This window comes from Lysinibacillus sp. FJAT-14745, from assembly GCF_001275675.1.
In the GTDB taxonomy this organism is placed as follows: domain Bacteria; phylum Bacillota; class Bacilli; order Bacillales_A; family Planococcaceae; genus Lysinibacillus.
Genome location: NZ_LITM01000006.1, coordinates 468,683 through 486,372, shown reverse-complemented (window position 1 = coordinate 486,372; position 17,690 = coordinate 468,683). Strand labels below are relative to the sequence as shown.

The 17,690-nt window shown below is 34.6% G+C and carries 21 protein-coding genes and 1 pseudogene; 8 read left to right on the top strand and 14 right to left on the bottom strand.

The genetic code is table 11. The annotated features are described in order from the left end of the window. Window positions 1-238: 238 nt before the first annotated feature. The 4 genes from AMS59_RS12350 to AMS59_RS12335 form a co-directional block, all read right to left on the bottom strand. Complete coding sequence (locus tag AMS59_RS12350; RefSeq protein ID WP_053484035.1) at window positions 239-1,057, bottom strand: spore photoproduct lyase family protein; 819 nt, start codon at window positions 1,055-1,057, stop codon at window positions 239-241. Window positions 1,058-1,088: 31 nt separating this feature from the next. Further along, window positions 1,089-1,622 carry a methylated-DNA--[protein]-cysteine S-methyltransferase gene (gene adaB, locus AMS59_RS12345; RefSeq protein WP_053484034.1) on the bottom strand — a complete coding sequence of 178 codons (534 nt, stop codon included), beginning with the start codon at window positions 1,620-1,622 and terminating at the stop codon, window positions 1,089-1,091. Continuing rightward, window positions 1,606-2,244: a bifunctional transcriptional activator/DNA repair enzyme AdaA gene (locus AMS59_RS12340; RefSeq protein WP_053484033.1), complete on the bottom strand. Its 639-nt coding sequence runs from the start codon at window positions 2,242-2,244 to the stop codon at window positions 1,606-1,608. Before AMS59_RS12340 ends, adaB begins: the two co-directional genes overlap by 17 nt. Window positions 2,245-2,484: 240 nt before the next feature. Further along, a complete protein-coding gene (locus tag AMS59_RS12335; protein ID WP_053484032.1) occupies window positions 2,485-3,198 on the bottom strand; it encodes a 2OG-Fe(II) oxygenase in 714 nt (237 codons plus the stop codon). A 167-nt stretch (window positions 3,199-3,365) separates the two neighbouring features. Here AMS59_RS12335 and AMS59_RS12330 point away from each other — a divergent pair, with 167 nt between their 5' ends. From AMS59_RS12330 to AMS59_RS12315, 4 genes are all read left to right on the top strand, one after another. Continuing rightward, window positions 3,366-4,277 carry a DNA-3-methyladenine glycosylase gene (locus AMS59_RS12330; RefSeq protein ID WP_053484031.1) on the top strand — a complete coding sequence of 304 codons (912 nt, stop codon included), beginning with the start codon at window positions 3,366-3,368 and terminating at the stop codon, window positions 4,275-4,277. Window positions 4,278-4,657: 380 nt separating this feature from the next. Beyond that, window positions 4,658-5,344 carry a DUF421 domain-containing protein gene (locus AMS59_RS12325; protein WP_082337478.1) on the top strand — a complete coding sequence of 229 codons (687 nt, stop codon included), beginning with the start codon at window positions 4,658-4,660 and terminating at the stop codon, window positions 5,342-5,344. Between the two features lie 147 nt (window positions 5,345-5,491). Further along, the gene (locus tag AMS59_RS12320; protein ID WP_053484030.1) at window positions 5,492-6,406 is read left to right on the top strand and encodes a class I SAM-dependent methyltransferase; all 915 of its coding nucleotides are present in this window, start codon (window positions 5,492-5,494) and stop codon (window positions 6,404-6,406) included. A gap of 20 nt (window positions 6,407-6,426) precedes the next feature. Further along, window positions 6,427-6,780: a cupin domain-containing protein gene (locus AMS59_RS12315; protein WP_053484029.1), complete on the top strand. Its 354-nt coding sequence runs from the start codon at window positions 6,427-6,429 to the stop codon at window positions 6,778-6,780. 315 nt (window positions 6,781-7,095) lie between these two features. Here AMS59_RS12315 and AMS59_RS12310 read toward each other — a convergent pair. From AMS59_RS12310 to AMS59_RS12290, 5 genes and pseudogenes are all read right to left on the bottom strand, one after another. Continuing rightward, window positions 7,096-7,500 (bottom strand): annotated as a pseudogene (locus tag AMS59_RS12310) (VOC family protein); the annotation flags it as partial. A 161-nt stretch (window positions 7,501-7,661) separates the two neighbouring features. After that, complete coding sequence (locus AMS59_RS12305) at window positions 7,662-8,372, bottom strand: ABC transporter permease (protein ID WP_053484028.1); 711 nt, start codon at window positions 8,370-8,372, stop codon at window positions 7,662-7,664. An 11-nt stretch (window positions 8,373-8,383) separates the two neighbouring features. Beyond that, window positions 8,384-9,079, bottom strand: a complete 696-nt coding sequence (locus AMS59_RS12300) for an ABC transporter ATP-binding protein (RefSeq protein ID WP_053484027.1) — start codon at window positions 9,077-9,079, stop codon at window positions 8,384-8,386. A 63-nt stretch (window positions 9,080-9,142) separates the two neighbouring features. After that, window positions 9,143-9,691 (bottom strand): PadR family transcriptional regulator, encoded by a 549-nt coding sequence (locus AMS59_RS12295; protein ID WP_053484026.1) that lies wholly within the window; start codon window positions 9,689-9,691, stop codon window positions 9,143-9,145. 245 nt (window positions 9,692-9,936) lie between these two features. After that, window positions 9,937-10,782 (bottom strand): MBL fold metallo-hydrolase, encoded by an 846-nt coding sequence (locus AMS59_RS12290; RefSeq protein ID WP_053484025.1) that lies wholly within the window; start codon window positions 10,780-10,782, stop codon window positions 9,937-9,939. 456 nt (window positions 10,783-11,238) lie between these two features. Between AMS59_RS12290 and AMS59_RS12285 the strand changes: the two genes are divergently transcribed. Beyond that, on the top strand, window positions 11,239-12,024 hold the full coding sequence (locus tag AMS59_RS12285) for a DUF1266 domain-containing protein (protein WP_082337477.1): 786 nt from the start codon (window positions 11,239-11,241) through the stop codon (window positions 12,022-12,024). Window positions 12,025-12,118: 94 nt separating this feature from the next. Here AMS59_RS12285 and AMS59_RS12280 read toward each other — a convergent pair whose 3' ends face one another. Further along, on the bottom strand, window positions 12,119-12,877 hold the full coding sequence (locus AMS59_RS12280; RefSeq protein ID WP_053484024.1) for a bifunctional 2-polyprenyl-6-hydroxyphenol methylase/3-demethylubiquinol 3-O-methyltransferase UbiG: 759 nt from the start codon (window positions 12,875-12,877) through the stop codon (window positions 12,119-12,121). Window positions 12,878-13,297: 420 nt separating this feature from the next. On the opposite strand from AMS59_RS12280, the gene AMS59_RS12275 reads away from it, so the two are divergent. Together AMS59_RS12275 and AMS59_RS12270 are read left to right on the top strand one after the other, a co-directional pair. Continuing rightward, on the top strand, window positions 13,298-13,870 hold the full coding sequence (locus tag AMS59_RS12275; protein WP_053484023.1) for a GNAT family N-acetyltransferase: 573 nt from the start codon (window positions 13,298-13,300) through the stop codon (window positions 13,868-13,870). Between the two features lie 144 nt (window positions 13,871-14,014). After that, window positions 14,015-14,398, top strand: coding sequence for a DUF2809 domain-containing protein (locus AMS59_RS12270; protein ID WP_053484157.1), 384 nt, complete (start codon window positions 14,015-14,017; stop codon window positions 14,396-14,398). A gap of 189 nt (window positions 14,399-14,587) precedes the next feature. On the opposite strand, the gene AMS59_RS12265 is transcribed toward AMS59_RS12270, so the two are convergent. After that, window positions 14,588-15,433 carry an alpha/beta fold hydrolase gene (locus AMS59_RS12265; protein WP_053484022.1) on the bottom strand — a complete coding sequence of 282 codons (846 nt, stop codon included), beginning with the start codon at window positions 15,431-15,433 and terminating at the stop codon, window positions 14,588-14,590. Between the two features lie 322 nt (window positions 15,434-15,755). Here AMS59_RS12265 and AMS59_RS12260 point away from each other — a divergent pair, with 322 nt between their 5' ends. Then, window positions 15,756-16,241, top strand: a complete 486-nt coding sequence (locus tag AMS59_RS12260; protein WP_053484021.1) for a tetratricopeptide repeat protein — start codon at window positions 15,756-15,758, stop codon at window positions 16,239-16,241. A gap of 46 nt (window positions 16,242-16,287) precedes the next feature. Here the strand turns inward: AMS59_RS12260 and AMS59_RS12255 are convergent, their stop codons facing one another. From AMS59_RS12255 to AMS59_RS12245, 3 genes are read right to left on the bottom strand one after another with little or no spacing between them, the layout of a single operon-like run. Further along, the gene (locus AMS59_RS12255; RefSeq protein WP_053484020.1) at window positions 16,288-16,509 is read right to left on the bottom strand and encodes a DUF3955 domain-containing protein; all 222 of its coding nucleotides are present in this window, start codon (window positions 16,507-16,509) and stop codon (window positions 16,288-16,290) included. Window positions 16,510-16,518: 9 nt separating this feature from the next. Beyond that, complete coding sequence (locus AMS59_RS12250; protein WP_053484019.1) at window positions 16,519-16,737, bottom strand: helix-turn-helix transcriptional regulator; 219 nt, start codon at window positions 16,735-16,737, stop codon at window positions 16,519-16,521. 12 nt (window positions 16,738-16,749) lie between these two features. Continuing rightward, the gene (locus AMS59_RS12245) at window positions 16,750-17,229 is read right to left on the bottom strand and encodes a DUF2975 domain-containing protein (protein ID WP_053484018.1); all 480 of its coding nucleotides are present in this window, start codon (window positions 17,227-17,229) and stop codon (window positions 16,750-16,752) included. Window positions 17,230-17,690: the final 461 nt, after the last annotated feature.

Genomic DNA, 17,690 nt, shown 5'->3' with positions numbered 1-17,690 from the left:
AGAAAAATGCACTTCATTCCTCCCACCTCTGAAGAAGTGGCTTCCTGAAGCTCACTTCAACAAACTTATAGACTGTCCTAGCCAAAGCTTGTAAAAATTATTTTTATTTTTCATAAGACACCGCCATTAATTCAAATTTATAAAGAATTGATTTAAAATCACAATATTCCGAAATTTCGTCATTTTATTTTCAGCACTTTTCTCATTATCTTTAAACATGCAATCACTTCCTATTTTTTTACGGCTCAAATCCAGCCCGGCTCACATAAACGTGATTTTCCGGAAAGATTTCAATAAATCGGTTATATACTTTTTTAATGACATGTGGTCCATACCATTCTTCTAAACCAAGTTGGGCATATTTTTTCTCAATAGCAAGTTTTCTTGTGCGTTTTCCACCACTGCCATCGCCCATGAAGTAGTCATCCATACATATCCGATTGACGAATGGCTTCAATTTCTCAGGAAAATATTCCCCACTCGGTAAGATGGGGGCTATAGCAACTTGGGTCGGTATTCCCGCAGCTGCTAATTTTTCCAATGTCTTAAAGCGCGCCTGGATTGGGGGTGCCTTTGGAGTAAAATGTTTCCGTATCGTTTCCGAATCTGTCTCAATAGTCATACTTACCCGAACTTTATCTTTAAAATGTTGCAGCAAATCGATATCGCGACTTACAAGAGGGCTTCTAGTCTGTACTAATAGAAAGTCAGGGGGATCTTCTACCATAACTTCTAGTAAAGATCGCGTCACTTTTTCTTTATGCTCTATTGATTGATACGGGTCTGTACTTGATGACATAAAAATGGTTACATTCCCTTTGGCTTTGGCGCGATGGAGCTCCTTTTTTAATAAATTCACAGCTCCGTTTTTAACATCGACCCAATTTCCCCATTCCCCTTCTCGAAAAAGAGCTACAGGCATTTCGCGTACATAACAATAGGAACACCCAAATGAACAGCCTGTATAAGGATTTAGTGAATGCGTATAGCCAGAAAGAAAGCCAGTCCCTTTATTCAGAATGGTTTTCGGTTTTTTATAAAATAATTCACTTTTCATGACGGAACCTCCATTCCTTGTACGGCAATAATTACTCATTGCTAGATGAAGCTCGCTTTTCTAGATCCAGGAGCAGTGTCTTCATTTCTAAGCCGCCCCGATAGCCAGTTAATGAGCCATTCTTTCCTATTACACGATGGCACGGTACAGTAATTAATACCGGATTTGCTCCAATAGCCGCGCCTATAGCACGAACAGCTGCTGGTTTATTTATAGCATTTGCAATGTCGGAATAGGATGTCGTCTGTCCATAAGGAATTTCACAAAGTGCATTCCAGACTGCTAGCTGAAATTGCGTACCTACGTACTCAAATGGAACAGTAAAGGTTTTCCGCTTTCCTTCTAGATACTGAGTGATTTCAATGACATAGGGTTCAAGCTTTTCATCATCTTCAACTAGAGGACTTCCTGGAAAGCGTTTCTTAGCCCATTCGAACAATTCCTCGAATGGTTTGTTCTGTGAACCTACAAACACAAGCCCCTTTGAAGTTGAAGCAATATAAAAATGCCAATCCTTAAACTTTAGTAAAGACCAATAAAGGGTTGGTTTATTCGTTGTTTCCATTGTACTTTTCCCCCATTTTACTCATTTGACGAAATTGTGCTGGTGTCTGTCCAGTTTTCTTTTTAAATAAAGTAATAAAATAAGGCGCATTAGCCATACCCACACATATGGCGATATCACCAATCGCTTTATTAGTCTGAATCAAATACTTTTTAGCCGCGTGTACTCTAACTTGTTGTATATACTCAACCGGCGTAAAGCCTTTAATCTTTTTAAATGTTCGATGCATATGATACGGACTCCCATGACAAATATTTGCTAACGATTCTAGCGTTAATTTTTCTGTGAAATTTTTATCAATGTATTCAGTAATTAAATCAACCCACTCACTATCAGGCAGATTTTCATTAGTGGGCTTGCACCGTTTACAAGGGCGAAAATTTGCGCGGAGAGCTTGTTCTGCGTTTGGAAAAATGCATACATTTTCTTTTTTCGGAACGCGAGATTTACAGGATGGTTTACAGAATATCCCTGTCGACTTTACAGCGTAGAAAAATTGATTATTATACGCTGCATTATTATTTATAATTGCTTGCCACTTTTCATCTGTTATCATTTCTACATCATTCGAAATTCTATGATCATGACTCTCTTTATGCCCGTTATTGATACTATCCGACATTTACCTCACCTCTCCTTTCAATATACTCCCTATAAATTCAGAATGTACAATTCTGGGAATGGAATAGCAAGATATTGAAGTTTAATTTTTATCCCGCATTAACAGGCTGTAAGACTCCCACCTCAAAACTTAGAGAAATCGGAGAAGTTTAGGTGGGAGATGAACAGCCCATAAAAGCCCGATTGGTTTAACTAATGATCAGTGGGGGATGAAGAAAACCCCACTGATCAAAGTTTCACTTTATTTAGAATCGTGAAAAATGATTCCAAGACCGAATCGTTCTCCAGAAGTAACCGTGCTTACTCCGTGACGAACCGTATTTTTGTAATATCCTCTTTTACCTAGAACAGGTCTATGGTTAGTAGGAAAGATCAGCGCACTGCCTTGTTCTAAAGTAATGACATGTCCCCTACTCTGAGCACGAGGGATTTGTTCCACTAATAGAGATTCTCCACCGCAAAAGTCTTTATCTCGTTGGTTTAATACAAATACTACTTGAAACGGGAAAAATATATCGCCATATAAATCTTGATGCAAACAATTAAACCCGCCTGTCTCATACTTTAATAGTAAAGGTGTCGGTCTAGTTTGTTTATTTTCTTCACAGGTGTTCAAAAAATCTTGAAGATGATCTGGAAACTGTTCTGTTTTCTTTAAATAACCCAACCATCGATTAGCTGTTTTGGCCAATTCTAAATAAAAGGACTCTCTTAAACTTTGGATGATTTCAGGTAATGGATAGGAAAAATATTTGTAATCCCCATTCCCAAAGCGATATCTCGTCATATTGATGGTCGTTCTGTATGACTCTTCCTCACAATACAATTCTATGAAGAATTCACATTCCTCTTTTGTTAAAATCACTGGAAGTTTGGCAAATCCTTGCTCATCTAATTCATTTTGAATTGAATCCCAATTTAAGTTTTCGACACGTGTTTTTATATCTTGGACCATTTTTATCCACTCCTATTTAGCATTCGATAACTAACACTATAACCTCATAAATAGAAAAAAATAAGGTGTTTAGAATGTAATAGCAAGATAACAAAATTAGTAAAGAATATTATGTGATAAAGTAAAATTACTATAGAAAATCGTAATAAGATAAGGAGAATGAAAAAGTGATATGGCATGAAGTCAATGAGGTTATTGAAATCACCTTACCTGAAAATTTCGACATGAATGCTAACCTTGGCTATCTAACAAGGGAAAAAAATGAATGCATGTATGAAATAGAGAACGATATCATTACAAAAGTTATAGCCATTGGAGAAATTCGGTCTTTAGTACAGATAAGCGTCATCAATAATAAACAAATGGTTGTTCAATTCTTAAATGATTCTAGACCTATTGAAAAGTGGAAACGGGAAGAGATTGTAAAATATATTCATGAGTGGTTTGATCTTGATAACGATTTAACGCCATTTTATGAAATGGCAAAAGCAGACCCATTACTTAAAATGCCTGCCCGAAAATTCTATGGATTGCGAGTTATCGGCATTCCCGATTTATTTGAAGCTTTATGTTGGGGAGTTTTAGGGCAACAAATTAACTTAGCCTTCGCGTACTCCTTAAAGAAGCAATTTGTAGAAGAATTTGGCGATTCCATCGAATGGAATGGTAAAAAATATTGGGTGTTCCCACCGTACGAACGAATTGCACAGTTAACACCTACCGACCTAGCAGATATTAAAATGACGGTAAAAAAAAGTGAATATATTATTGGAATTGCCAAATTAATGGCAAGCGGAGAATTATCAAGGGGAAAATTAATGACAATGAACTTTAAAGATGCTGAAAAAAGCTTAATTAAAATACGAGGAATCGGCCCTTGGACAGCCAATTATGTTCTAATGCGCTGCCTCAGGTTCCAGACAGCTTTTCCTATCGATGATGTGGGTCTTATTAATTCGATAAAAATATTACGCAATATGAACCGAAAGCCTACGAAAGATGAAATCTTAGAAATATCGTTACCATGGAAAAACTGGGAATCATACGCTACATTTTATTTATGGCGTGTCCTTTACTGAATAATGACAACTTAAACCGGAATGTACTCAATAAAAGAGAATGAACTTTAAAATCTAATCCCTGTAGTTTTGTAATAAAGATTAATGATATTAACCCTGATAGGAGGACAAATCTAAAGAGCATGTTTTGAAAAAGATTGATCAAAACACGCTCTTATTTGAATGTGTACGGTTGCAGCAAATACTAATGTTACAATTAAAAATTCATGTCATCTGTATTTGGTTGTGTATATTCCAACTCCCATTAAACATTCATATTATCCATTTGAACGATTAGATCTTTAATGAAATGTAAATTTGAATCCAGCTCTATTGTTTTATTGGAGTATCTTTTAAAAATTCATTGGGTATTCTAGGGATTAGATAAGGGGTGGGAGAATTTGTACACAGGTTATATACAAGTAGTTGTTCAAACGATTATTACTTTTTTTGTTCTTCTAACACTTACGAGGTTTTTAGGTAAAAAACAACTAAGTCACTTAACCTTCTTTAACTACGTAACTGGTATTACAATTGGTTCTGTTGCAGCCAATATGGTAGTTTTAAAAACAATTGTCTACACAAAATTTTTAGTCAGCTTAATTGTTTGGTGTGCGCTTACTACTTTAATTAGTTACATCGCTCTAAAATCCGGAAAAGCAAGAACATTACTTGATGGACAACCGACAATCATTATTAAAAAAGGAAAAATAGATAGAAAAGCTTTAGCAAACACTAAAATTAATATTGATGACCTTACAATGATGATTAGACAGTATCAAGTTTTTTCAATTACAGAAATTGACTATGCTATTTTAGAACCGAATGGCATGCTTAGTATTCTGAAAAAGCCTGAATTTCAAAGCACCCAAAAGATTGATTTAAACATCTATCCTTCCCCTCCGGCTTTTATACCCATTGAAATCATCGCAGATGGGAAGCTATTGCCAAAAAATTTACTGGAAGTTGGAAAAAGTAGAGAATGGTTAGATAACGAATTAAAAAAGGAAAATATCCAATCAATCACAGAAGTTTTCTATGCAGAAATTCAGCCGAACGGTAAAATATTTATTCAAAAATTTGATTAAGGAAATTAACTTATCTAGCTGCTTTCCGATACTTAAAACTTGACAAAAAAAATAATTTATGCAATAATTTACTTTTATGATATTTATTTGTACAATAGGATTCTCCTGGCCAGGGGAATCCTATTTTTTTTGAAGGAGTGTATTTGCATGAACAAAGGTGAATCCAGTTTAACTTCATTAATCTCAGCTTTTAGTAGAGCTTATCATAGTCAATTTGATACCTCTAAAATTTTTGATGACTACCTAGCTCAAAAATTAATCACAAAACAAGAGTTCCATGACATTCAAACAAATATGGTTCAAGGCATCCATTTTTTTAACAAAGAAATCGCAGAAAAACTAAATGGACAAACAGAAGAGCTCTTAAAATGGATTGTGCAAACTCAACTCTCTCCTACACCCTTGGCACGTGCAGCATATTGTGAAAAAGTTTTGCTAAATGAAGTCATGTTAGGTTTACAGCAATATGTCATACTCGGAGCAGGATTAGATACGTTTAGCTTAAGACATCCGGAATTTGAAAACATTTTAGAAATCTTTGAAATTGATCACCCTGCAACACAGGAATTTAAAAAGAAAAGATTGGCTGAAGTTAATTTAAAGCTGCCGAGTAATGTGCATTTCGTATCGATGGATTTCACAAAAAAGTTTTCATCTCAAAATTTATTGGATAGCGGCTTTGACAATAAAAAAACTTTCTTTAGTCTATTAGGCGTTTCATATTATTTAACGAAAGAGGAAACTTCAAGCTTACTTGATCATTTGTTTGCCAATGTACCATCAGGAAGTTCCATCGTATTAGATTATGCAGATGAAAAACTATTTAAAGAAAAAGGAATTTCGAATCGAGTAGATAACATGGTGAAAATGGCTGCAGCAAGTGGTGAACCGATGAAATCGTGTTTTACTTATGAAGAAATAGAAAAAATGTTAGAGAACTCAGGCCTGCTTATTTATGAACACCTATCGCCAGATACAATTAATGAGCTGTATTTTGACAATCGAAAAGATTATTTAACAGCCTTTGAAACAATTCATTACGTTCATGCTGTGAAAAAATAATTTAAGTTTGGAGGAATTACATGAAACTTTATCAATTGTCTAAAGAGAATGGCAAAAACATAACACAGTTTAAATCAAATTTCATGATGTCTCGCATTATTAACACAGAAGCATCAGCTAGTATCGGGTGCATGTATTTAGAAGAAAACGGTGTTATTGGCTATCATCAAGCGGCAGTTCCCCAGCTTCTTTTAATTTTAGATGGAGAAGGATATGTAAGAAATGAACAGGAGCAATATTTTCAAGTCCTGCCTGGAGATGTAGTTTTTTGGGAAAAGGGCGAATGGCATGAAACAAAAACGGATAAAGGATTAACAGGAATCGTGATAGAATCTGAACAATTAAATCCCGCAGCTTTTATGCCTTTAAAATAAGTTATTAATATTTTCAAACTATTTCTCAGGCAATTAACTATGCAAAAATAACATCGTATCATATTTTAGTAATGTAAGATTGGTTTAGTCTTACACCTCCGAAGCTTTGTTACTAAGGGTCACTTATAGTAATAAGTGACCCTTCTATAAATTCACTATTCAGAAAATAATGTTTCTATATAGTTAATTGACAAACTCCTAGTGTATTTCCATCTGGATCACACAAAATAAAAGAATTTCTCTACGCCAAAATAATTGTCCGGGAAATTTAGTGGAATCGGACTTCTCAATAGGTTTACTCAATTTTTTATCCTTGTATTTTTTCTTTAAAGCAGGACTCAGCTCACTCCACACATCAAATTTATTTCCGTCTAAATCGTAAAAAACAAAATTTCTTCCCGCATGCCCCCTATTTTCAACTTCTCCAACTCTAATTCCTTTATCTCTAAAAATTTTTTGAATAGTCTCTAATGCACTTAATCCATCAACCTCAAAGGTAATCGAAAAATGTTCTTTACCATAGCAATCAATGAAATTTGAGCTTTGATTGTTCATTGATCTAACAAGAAAAAAACTTTGATTGGCAAAATTAAGAATAGCCTTATCACTATCTTGATAACTACATTTTGCGCCCAATTTACTTACATACCATTCACATGACCGTTCTACATTGCTGACTGGAATATAAGTTGTTCCTATTCTAATTAACGTTTCACTCATCCAATCACCCTCCCTAATGAATTATTCCATTTACAGCTTTTATATCCCTTCAAGCTAGTTCCGTAATTTTAACAAAGATAAAATAACTACACTTTGACGCTCCCCACTGTCCAAATGACCAGACTCAAATTGGAGATCTGGTCATTTCATTTTTTTCGCAATTATTGGTCACTATACTTGAATGTTTTTAAGGAAATGATAAGTGTCACAGCTAGGCATCCCAATAAAAGAAGTAAAGATTCTCCCCATGTACTAAAGTTATTTAGAAATGCAGATTTAATGCCATTTAAAAACCATTCAAATGGATTTACTAGACTAATATATTGTATAAGGTTTGGCGCTTTTTCCATTGTAAAAAATGCATTACTACAAAGTAACATTGGTATCATCAGAACATTTGCAGTCATACTTAAATGTCCCTCGTTTTTCACGAGACTTGAAATAAAGAAGCTTAAAAAAACAAAACTTAATGAAGCTATTAGGATAATCGGTGTCATATATAAGAGAATATACAAAGGAAAATTTAGTTGGTTGATAACGATAGCGAATAAAAGCACGATATAAGATAAAATAATCGCTACTGTAGCCCATGCACTAGAAATACTGACGATATATTTCCATAAAGGCATTGGTGTTGCGTGAAGTAAATTATAAACGCCTCTTTTTCTTTGCGATAACGCTATAAAAGCAGTGGTCATAAATGAATAAAAAAATACACTAACGGCAATGATTCCTTCTACATAATTTCCTGCATAGCTCGGTAAAAAAATTCTTAACGCAATAATCGCAGCAAATGGCATTAGTATTGACCAAAAGAGTAAATACATATCCTTCATGCTAGATTTCAAATTTAATACGAAAATAGCCTTCATTTTCTCGCTCCTCACTTCGTTAATTCAAAAAATAATTCTTCTAAATTTTGAGTTTGGTAGTGCTCCATTAAACTATCCGGTGAGCCGTTTGCCATTATTTTTCCACGATGCATAATCAACAGTCTGTCGGCTACATTCATTACCTCCAACATATCGTGGGAAGAAAATAACACGGCAACCCCACTATCTTTTAATCGTTTAATAATCTGTTGAATTTCTCTTTGGCCTCTAGGATCCAATCCAGCAGAAGGTTCATCCAAAATGACTAGTTTAGGATGATGCAAAGTTGTTACGATAATTGCTAGCCGTTTTTGCTGTCCCAATGACAGTTTGATAGCAGGCGTTTTTTTGACCTGCAATAAATCAAAAGCGGCGAGTTTTTCTTCAATTTCATTTTTTGTTAGCGATATTCCATAAAATGCCCCAAATAATTTCACATTATCCTCTACAGAATAGCCTTCGAAAAAAGGGGTTGATTGAAGCTGCGTACCTATTTCCTTTTTGTAGTCGGATGTCCAGTATTCAATTGTCCCACTGTCCTGAGGAATAATACCAAGAAGCATACCGATAGTTGTAGTTTTCCCAGCACCATTTGTGCCCACTAAAGCTATTACCTCCCCTTCTTTAATGTCAACATCTATATGATCAACGACACATCTAGCTTTATAACTTTTCGTTAATTGACTAGCACTAATGAGCTTTTTCATATTTTCTCTCCTTACTTAATATTGTATATTCAACGTTGAATATACAGCTATTTTTTAACTCCCTCATTCGAGAGAGTTATTTTTTTTCATAATTTCAATAGCTTGATGGACAAATTTTGATTGTACTTGAACAATTTCAAGCATATTATCAAATGCAAGTTGTGTTAATGCTGGCATTTCACCTTGCATAGCAATCAGCTTTGCCTCATAACCAGCATTGATCGCCTTTTCTTCTTGTTCTAAAATCTTTTTCTGCTTTTCTAATGCTTCCACTGCTCTAGCGGTTGGCAATTTAAACGCAAATGATACACCTGAATACAAAGTTGTTGGATAAACTACAGAAGATTTTTCAAGGGCCTCGATAACTAATTCTTGCTCATGTGCCCTTCCCTTTTCAGTAATTTGGTAAATTGCTTTTTGCCTATGACCTGTAGATTCAATACTAGCCACCTCTATATAGCCATCTTTTTCAAGCTTTTTTAGGGCATTATAGATAGAGCCGATTAGCACACCACCCCATCGTTCAGCATCACTTAATTCAAGCATTACTTTAATATCATAGCCAGTCATTGGTTTAAACCCCAACATTGCAAGAACTAATAACCTTGTCATAATAATCACCTTTTTATATTCAACGTTGAATATATTGACTATAACGATTCTGCATTTTTTTGTCAATAGGCTTTTATTTATTAATACGCTATAAAATCATTATTCAAAAAAAACAAAATACATCATAATAAAGTTTTTTATGATAAAATGAATGATATTGCGCCATCAAAGGGGCATGAACCAATTTAGGCTGTAGCAAATTTATTTGCTACAGCTTTTCACATTTATGCAGGAAAATCGTATAACTAATTAAGGTATTTGCTGTGATTAGGTAAAGCAATCTGCTCAAATTCAGTCGCTAATTTATGCAAGTTTCTAGTAAGCTCTTCCCCTTTCATCGGTAATCCATGACCTGTAATAGCAACTGAAGGTTTTAGTGCCTCTAATTTTTTTACGGAATCCCAAGCAGCCTGCCAATCCGTTGTGAAATATCGTGACGGTCCACTAATTTCCTTTTTTTGTAGTAACACTTTGTAAAGCGACTCTTGTTGAACAGTACCAAATGCATCTCCAACAATTAACGCTCGATCCTCTTCGCGAAATAAAGATATATGCCCTGGCGTATGACCCGGAGTATGAATCCAACGAAAACCTTGCATAAATGGAATACTGCCATCGGACGGGAGCGCCTCAACGTTGTTTCCTAAGTTAATAGCTTCATTCGGGAAAATGGATGACACTTTTGCTATTAAGCCACCATTTACAACAGGATCAGGTTCAGGATAATTTTTTTTACCAGTTAAATAAGGTAATTCTAAAGGATGGGCATAAACCGGCATACCCCAATGTTCAATTAGATCAATGATCGCCCCAACATGATCAAAGTGACCGTTCGTCAAAATTAATGCTTTTGGTCGACTATTTGATCCAAACCTCTCCTCTGCTATTGAAATAATGTTATGTGCACTTTTTGGCATACCAGCATCCACTAATACAAATTCACTCTTATGACGTTCACCGTAAAGCACAATATTTACAATTTGAATCGTATGCTGGTATAAATCAGGTAATACTTCAATACCATCTCCGCTCCAAATTGAAGTTGCTGGAATATATTTAAAGTCGCTTCCATAATTCATATCTTTATGCATGGAAAACCCTTCTTCCTTCATTAAATTGTAGACAATCATATTTTTCCTTTATACAGTAAAAATATAGCAAGAAAAAAATGGATTGTAATTCAAAACGAGCGACTTTGGTATAGCTAAATCTTTTGGTTATATTGATTAATCCAGTTCATTTCAATGGGTTTCAAAACAAATCGGTCAGCATGAATCAACATTTTATCCCTTTTCAAGTATGGAATTAAGAAACTTCCAGGGCCAACTACCACTTTATGTCCCCTTTCTTTAGTTCCTTTCAATCTCTCTTCTAGAAGCCTCTACGCCAAACTACTATTGTCATACAAACTTTCAGCAACAAGTAATAAAATAGTCTCATTGTATAATATTACCTACAAATGTATAATTTTACTGTCATTTATTAAAAGTGAGTGATGCATAATTTAAACTGCGCCAAATAAAAAACATGGAGAGGAATGTGATAGTTTGAAGATCCTTATGTATATTGTAGGAATTATCGTAGCGATTGTGTTTTTACTTATTGTAGGTTTAATTACAGCGAGCAAGCGAATTAAGAACAATGATAAAAAATCGCGAGTAGAAATGGAAATGGCTAACCCTGTACCGAAGGAGAAACAGCATTTACTAGCATACGGTGCCAATCTCGCTCTTTACCGGTCTGAGTCGCCACGGATACTATCGATGAAGGTAGATCATGAAACTTTGAAGGAAGGTCTTTCTTCATACTGGGACGTTAGTAATTCAGAGGAAGCTATAGAAACCCTAGAATGGCTGCTTACGGATGGGCATCGTACGAGATATGATCAGCTTCTTATGGCGTTGAATGCTGGTCAGTCTTTTACAGAGGAAGAAGTGGGAAAATCGCAGGAATGCTATAAAACTGCCCAAGAAGTGATGATGAAAAAGCTTTCCTTTGCGAAATCCGATTTTGACAAGGTGGACACTATTGCCGCCTGGGATTTTGACCGAGCTGTAAATATTGCAAGATGGAGCTACATAGTTGGTTATATTACCGAGGAACAGGCGTGGAGCTATATAACGCGAGCAGCTGATGCCGGAAGCCATGCATTCCAATCCTGGAAGGACTATTTTATTTCATTTGCATTTGGTCGAGCCATTGCTTACGAGGGTGACATTTACGACATCATTTGGAATGGAAAAGAATTGCTGGATGAAAAAGACTCGATTTGGAATGAATTTAACATTAAGCGATCCACAGTACAGGAATCTGTAACATTGGACAAGGTATGAGAATAAAAGAAATATGATTAATTCTAAAAACCTGCTAGATATTTAGCTACTTTCTTAGCTAATATCTAGCAGGTTTATTTATTTATTTATTTATTTATTTATGAATAGCTTCAAATGTAATTAGTGAATGCTCTTTTGAAGGCTTTTTGTTATAAACATATTCAGCGGAGAAAGTAATATCAGAAAAACCGATGTTTGTTAATATGTGCTGGAATTCTTCTATTCCGTACCATCTTAACGGAAATCTTTGTAACTCTGTATCAATTAATTTACCATTTTGCCATTTTTCATATTTCAAAACGGTTAGCGTATATTGATCGATCCAGTTCATTTCAACGGCTTTTCTTTCTATTGCAATTCCTTCTTCTTGCGAAATTTCATAGTAGGATGAAGTAATTTCCCCTGTTCGCCAGTCTGTAGGTAAAAGCATGTCTACAATTAGGCGGCCTCCAGGTATCAAATGATTATACATACATGTTAATGCATCCATCGCATCTTTTGAATTCTCGATTAAACAGAACGAACCTGTCGGCATAACAATCGCTTCATATTTTGAGTCTAATGAAAAATTGCTTAAGTTACCTTCATATAGATTTGGCTTGAATCCTCTTTCTATACAGTGTTTTCGGCATGTATCTAACATTTCAGGAGAGTAGTCGATTCCCTCAACATCATATCCCTTTTCAAGTAACGGAATTAAGAAGCGTCCAGAGCCAACTCCCGCTTCAAGTACTTTTCCCTTAGTTCCTTTTAAGCGTTCCAGATAATATTCAATATCCCCACCAATAGAATATCCAACTGGTTTAGTCATATCATAAAGTTCTGTACATAAAGGACCATAATAACTATACATTTCAATTCCTCCGATTTCGTGCAGAAGAATCTATTATTCTTATTTCTTCCACACCTCATATTTGTTTACTGGAAAAATAGAGCTGACTATCATCATGAATCACTCGCTTTCTGTATAATATAGTAAAATCATACAGAATAAAGTGATTTAGTTCAATATATTTATATTTCACCACCGTGTTTGGTTGATTTCCGTTCCGACTAGGCGCTTTCCTGGGGGCGTCCAGTCGGAACAGAAATCAACTTATACATACAGCATACATTTATAATGTACAAAGTATCATAATTTACCAAAAATATTTTAGTCTGCCTTTAATCATGTCAATAGAAAGGATTTATGGTATTGATTATTTGTATGGATTCAAAACTCAATTGAATATTGCCCTTTCAACTAAAAGGGGAAAAATAAGGAGAGAATATTATGAATATCGAAAAAGTGTTTGCAGAGTTCCCATTATTAAGCTCCGAAAAGTTAGTGCTTAAAAAAATTGAAGATGTACATTTACAGGAAGTATTTGCGATCTATGATAATGAAAAGGTATTTGAATATTGTGGGATAATCCCGAAACATAATATCCAAACAGTGGGTAAAATGATTGGTCATTTTGACAGGGATTATCAGAAGAAAAGCAGAGTGAAATGGGGCATTTTTCAAAAGCCTCATTGCGATAAATTAGTAGGCATTATAGAAGCAATGGATTTTAATCAAAAAGTGAACATGGTGACGATTGGTTACTTTCTTGCAGAGGACTATTGGGGTAAGGGCCTTGCGACGGATGCGCTTAAAACACTTGTCAAATTTTTATTTGAGGAAGTTAATATCAACCGCATACAGGCTGAGGTTATGCCATTAAATGAAGCATCTAAAGAAGTTCTCCTGAAAAATGGTTTTTCAAAAGAAGGACTTTTAAGACAAGCTACGTTTTGGTCTGGTAAAGGAGTTTTAGATTTAGAAATATATGGTTTGCTTCAAGAAGAATACGTGATGAACTAAATAATTAGGAAATCCTTCGTCAAAGGTGCATACACTCATAATTCTTTCGAACATCATTTATGAGATAATGAATTAATATTAACAACTGAAAGAGTGATTCTGTTGACTAATGAGCATAAACCTAGCAACTTGCAATACCGTAACATGCGAATAGCTTATTTAATAGCTATTATTATCACCATCTTATTAGGTTTATCCTCCAGAAAATGGAGTCTACTACTTCCACCATTTATCGCGCAGAACGCAGGGGACATGCTATGGGCTATGATGGTTTATTTCGGATTTCGATTGTTGCTAGTGCGTAAGAGCACCCCCACTGCCATTTGGCTCAGTTTTTTGTTTAGTTTCGGCATTGAATTTAGCCAGTTGTATCAGGAAGACTGGATTAATCAGATTCGTGGGACAACGCTCGGGGCATTGATACTTGGCAAAGGTTTTCTTGTAGAGGATTTGGTTCGATATACAGTAGGGATCATAATCGCTACTGTATTAGATAAGATGGCACTTAAGTTCACTTCTCGAAATTAGATCAATAACTATCAATCAGTTTCTTTGACATAAGTTCCGCTCCATTTAGTTGTTATATTCCTTGTAAAAAATCACCCTATAAGAGCGACTTTTTTTAAGTGTCTATCTTATAGGGTACATTATATTTAATATAGGATTTTGATCAAACTTTAGTACAAAGCCACAAGAGTACTGGGCATTTATTCTTTTCTATGCGTTAATCCAATTTATTAATTCCCTATCAAAAATATCCGGTTCTTCAAACATCGGATTATGGCCACTTTTTTCAAAAATGACCTTCTTCACATTTTTAGATGAATAATCAATTACATCCCAGAGTGAAACAGGAGCGACTAAATAATCATACTTTCCTAACCCTACAAAAATAGGTTTATCTAGGTGTGCCATAGATCGGAGTAGATTGCGTTCAGCAAAAGCTACACCCCAAAGGTAATCAATTACTTCCATATTGGTATAGACGCCATCCCACATATAAGCAGCATCGAACGTATAATCATAAAAGCTATGCGCTCCCATGCGAATACACATATGCACAAAACGTCTTTCTGGATCATTGTGAATATCATCCTCTAAGAAAGCAATATCGTGCTCAAATTGCTTTGTTCGTTCAGCACTGGCAGTCTCATTAAAAAATGAAAAACTTTGTTGCTGTCTCTCCTGACTGTTTGTCGGTGCTGAATTTAATAAAATGACCTTCTGAACATATTGAGGATATTTTTCGGCATATGCCAAAGCCATAAATGCATGTCCAGAATGTCCTAAAATGATAAAATCATCAAGTTTTAACAATTGTCTTGCTGTTTCGATATCCTCAACAATTTTATCCAAAGTATAATCTTCTTTTTTTAAAGAACGTGGTGGCTTCACAAACCCTCTATGATCTAAGAAGATAAATTGAAAATGTTTATATAAATTTTCCGAGAACAAGCGTGGATAATATACACTGCTACCCACTACCAATATCGGCTTACCTTGTCCCTTCACACAATATTTTAAATTATATCCTTCACTAAAGATGCTTTGATAATTATTCATTATATTCGGCCTCTTTTCTTTTTATATAGAAGAGCTATCAAATTTGCTCTTCTTTCTATCACTCCCTTTCTTTTTTACATTCCCGTGTTTTTTCCATAGAACGCTCAAGCATTCTAATTCACCTCTACCTCTATTATTATTTTATAATTTCAAAATAGTGCTTTCCGCTGTGGATGGGCGTAGAGCCGCTTCGCTGTTGTCGCTTTCGTACAGATATTACCCTATATTTTTCATTAAAATTAGAACCAAGTATACAGTATTAATTCAAAAGTTTAAAATTATTAAATATTAAGAAAAATAGAAAGTGAGAAGATACAAGAAAATGGATAAACGATTACAACACATTATTACACTAAGAGAGAATGGTCGATTGGAAGAAGCAAATCAATTAATGGTAGCACTAGTTCAAGAACAGCCTGAAAATGGATACTACCAATTTCAATGTGCATGGACATATGATTCATTAGGAAAAGAACAAGAGGCTGTCCCTCACTATGAAAAAGCAATTCAATTAGGGCTTAAACCCGAATTTTTAGTAGATGCTTATGTAGGGTTAGGTAGCACCTATCGTACTTTAGGACAATATGAACAGTCGAAACGTATTCTTGAACAAGCTTTAAGTGAGTTTCCAGAAGCCGAACATGTAAAGGTTTTTTATGCGATGACTCTCTATAATCTCAGTGAACATTCAAAGGCTATGGAAACTTTATTAAATACAGTAATTCACACTACTCAATATGAAGGGATAAAAGATTATAGCAAAGCCATTAAGTTTTACAGTGATAAGCTAGATCAAACTTGGGAATAACACAAGAAAAGATCAGGCTTCCGATTGTGAACCTGATCTTTTCATATTACTTAACTATGTTTGTCTTTTTAACAGTAGAAAAAATTGCAACAAATAATATTGAAATTATACCGCTAAAGAAAAATAAATAACTTAAAGGAATTAAGAAGAAGTTTCTTTCCACGAGTGTTCCATCTGGCAATATTTCATCACCAATAATTCCCTTCATAAATAAACATAAAACTCCTATTAAAATCGGTAAAGTTGCAAGCATATATTTTTTCATCATTCTTCCCCATTATTCATTATTTTCATTTTTTCTGTATTCCAAAATGTCACCAGGTTGGCAGTCTAAAACTTCGCATATTTTTTCTAACGTAGAAAATTTAACGGCTTTTGCCTTTCCGTTTTTCAAGATAGAAACATTCGCCATTGTAATGCCTAGTTTTTCCGATAATTCTGTAACACTCATTTTTCTTTTAGCCAGCATGACATCGAGATTTACAATGATAACCATCGTTTACACACCTCAAATCGTTAAATCATTATCTTGCTTTATCTCACTTGCTTTTCTTACTAAATAAGAAAGCATTGAAGTAAAGACAGAGATCACGATTGCAAAGAATAAAATAAGTAACATAATTACTAGGACATCCGTGTGGTAACTACCAATTGCAAAAATATAAAGTAACGCAGCTACATATAAAACACCTTCGATCATGGCTAACACACTTATTATTTTTAATCTATCCGCATTCTCGACCGTAAAATCTTGATTGGAGCCAATATCCGTACATATTTTCCAGCCTAAAGCTAATGCTATAAAAAATGGAATCCCCGTTATCCAAATAAATGCAATAAATGGTTTATACAGCGCTAGTAGTCCTTCTGAATCCAGTAAGACTTCCTTCCCTGTTTGTGGTCCAACATAAACACAGAACAATAAACCAAATAAAGCACAAAATATAATTATCAATTTTAACCATCTTGATAATTCCTTTTGTTTCATAAAGCACCTCTTTCATAACTTGCTAATGACATAATAGCTTGTCATTCATTCCAAGTCAATAATTATTTATCGTAAAACAATAAATAATTATTGTTCCTGAAGATATTATCCCCGCTTTTCACCCAAAATACTTGTTAAATACGATCAACATGATAAAATAAGAACATGCATTCGCTCTCTCTTAATTTTTTCACGGGAATATTTTTCATAAAAAATAAATTGGGTGCGAGAATATATCTTAAAATACAATATTTAATGTCGGATAATCTGTGGTTTTAACAATAAAAAAATGCTCAGTGGTTAAGTGGAGACTGAGCGACTCTTTGGGGCAACATAGTGTTGGCCCAAGACGATTCAAACCAAATTTTGGTTAAATCAACGATATTAACTTTAATAGAGAACAAATCTAAAGAGCATGTTTTGAAAAGAATTTGATCAAAACAAGCTCTTATTTGAATGTG

What these genes read in the sequence shown, in the direction of transcription:
- AMS59_RS12350 (WP_053484035.1), bottom strand. Translation starts at nt 1,057, where the DNA reads ATGAAAAGTGAATTATTTTATAAAAAACCGAAAACCATTCTGAATAAA.
- adaB (WP_053484034.1), bottom strand. Translation starts at nt 1,622, where the DNA reads ATGGAAACAACGAATAAACCAACCCTTTATTGGTCTTTACTAAAGTTT.
- AMS59_RS12340 (WP_053484033.1), bottom strand. Translation starts at nt 2,244, where the DNA reads ATGTCGGATAGTATCAATAACGGGCATAAAGAGAGTCATGATCATAGA.
- AMS59_RS12335 (WP_053484032.1), bottom strand. Translation starts at nt 3,198, where the DNA reads ATGGTCCAAGATATAAAAACACGTGTCGAAAACTTAAATTGGGATTCA.
- AMS59_RS12320 (WP_053484030.1), top strand. Translation starts at nt 5,492, where the DNA reads ATGAACAAAGGTGAATCCAGTTTAACTTCATTAATCTCAGCTTTTAGT.
- AMS59_RS12315 (WP_053484029.1), top strand. Translation starts at nt 6,427, where the DNA reads ATGAAACTTTATCAATTGTCTAAAGAGAATGGCAAAAACATAACACAG.
- AMS59_RS12305 (WP_053484028.1), bottom strand. Translation starts at nt 8,372, where the DNA reads ATGAAGGCTATTTTCGTATTAAATTTGAAATCTAGCATGAAGGATATG.
- AMS59_RS12300 (WP_053484027.1), bottom strand. Translation starts at nt 9,079, where the DNA reads ATGAAAAAGCTCATTAGTGCTAGTCAATTAACGAAAAGTTATAAAGCT.
- AMS59_RS12295 (WP_053484026.1), bottom strand. Translation starts at nt 9,691, where the DNA reads ATGACAAGGTTATTAGTTCTTGCAATGTTGGGGTTTAAACCAATGACT.
- AMS59_RS12290 (WP_053484025.1), bottom strand. Translation starts at nt 10,782, where the DNA reads ATGCATAAAGATATGAATTATGGAAGCGACTTTAAATATATTCCAGCA.
- AMS59_RS12280 (WP_053484024.1), bottom strand. Translation starts at nt 12,877, where the DNA reads ATGTATAGTTATTATGGTCCTTTATGTACAGAACTTTATGATATGACT.
- AMS59_RS12275 (WP_053484023.1), top strand. Translation starts at nt 13,298, where the DNA reads ATGAATATCGAAAAAGTGTTTGCAGAGTTCCCATTATTAAGCTCCGAA.
- AMS59_RS12270 (WP_053484157.1), top strand. Translation starts at nt 14,015, where the DNA reads ATGCGAATAGCTTATTTAATAGCTATTATTATCACCATCTTATTAGGT.
- AMS59_RS12265 (WP_053484022.1), bottom strand. Translation starts at nt 15,433, where the DNA reads ATGAATAATTATCAAAGCATCTTTAGTGAAGGATATAATTTAAAATAT.
- AMS59_RS12260 (WP_053484021.1), top strand. Translation starts at nt 15,756, where the DNA reads ATGGATAAACGATTACAACACATTATTACACTAAGAGAGAATGGTCGA.
- AMS59_RS12255 (WP_053484020.1), bottom strand. Translation starts at nt 16,509, where the DNA reads ATGATGAAAAAATATATGCTTGCAACTTTACCGATTTTAATAGGAGTT.
- AMS59_RS12250 (WP_053484019.1), bottom strand. Translation starts at nt 16,737, where the DNA reads ATGGTTATCATTGTAAATCTCGATGTCATGCTGGCTAAAAGAAAAATG.
- AMS59_RS12245 (WP_053484018.1), bottom strand. Translation starts at nt 17,229, where the DNA reads ATGAAACAAAAGGAATTATCAAGATGGTTAAAATTGATAATTATATTT.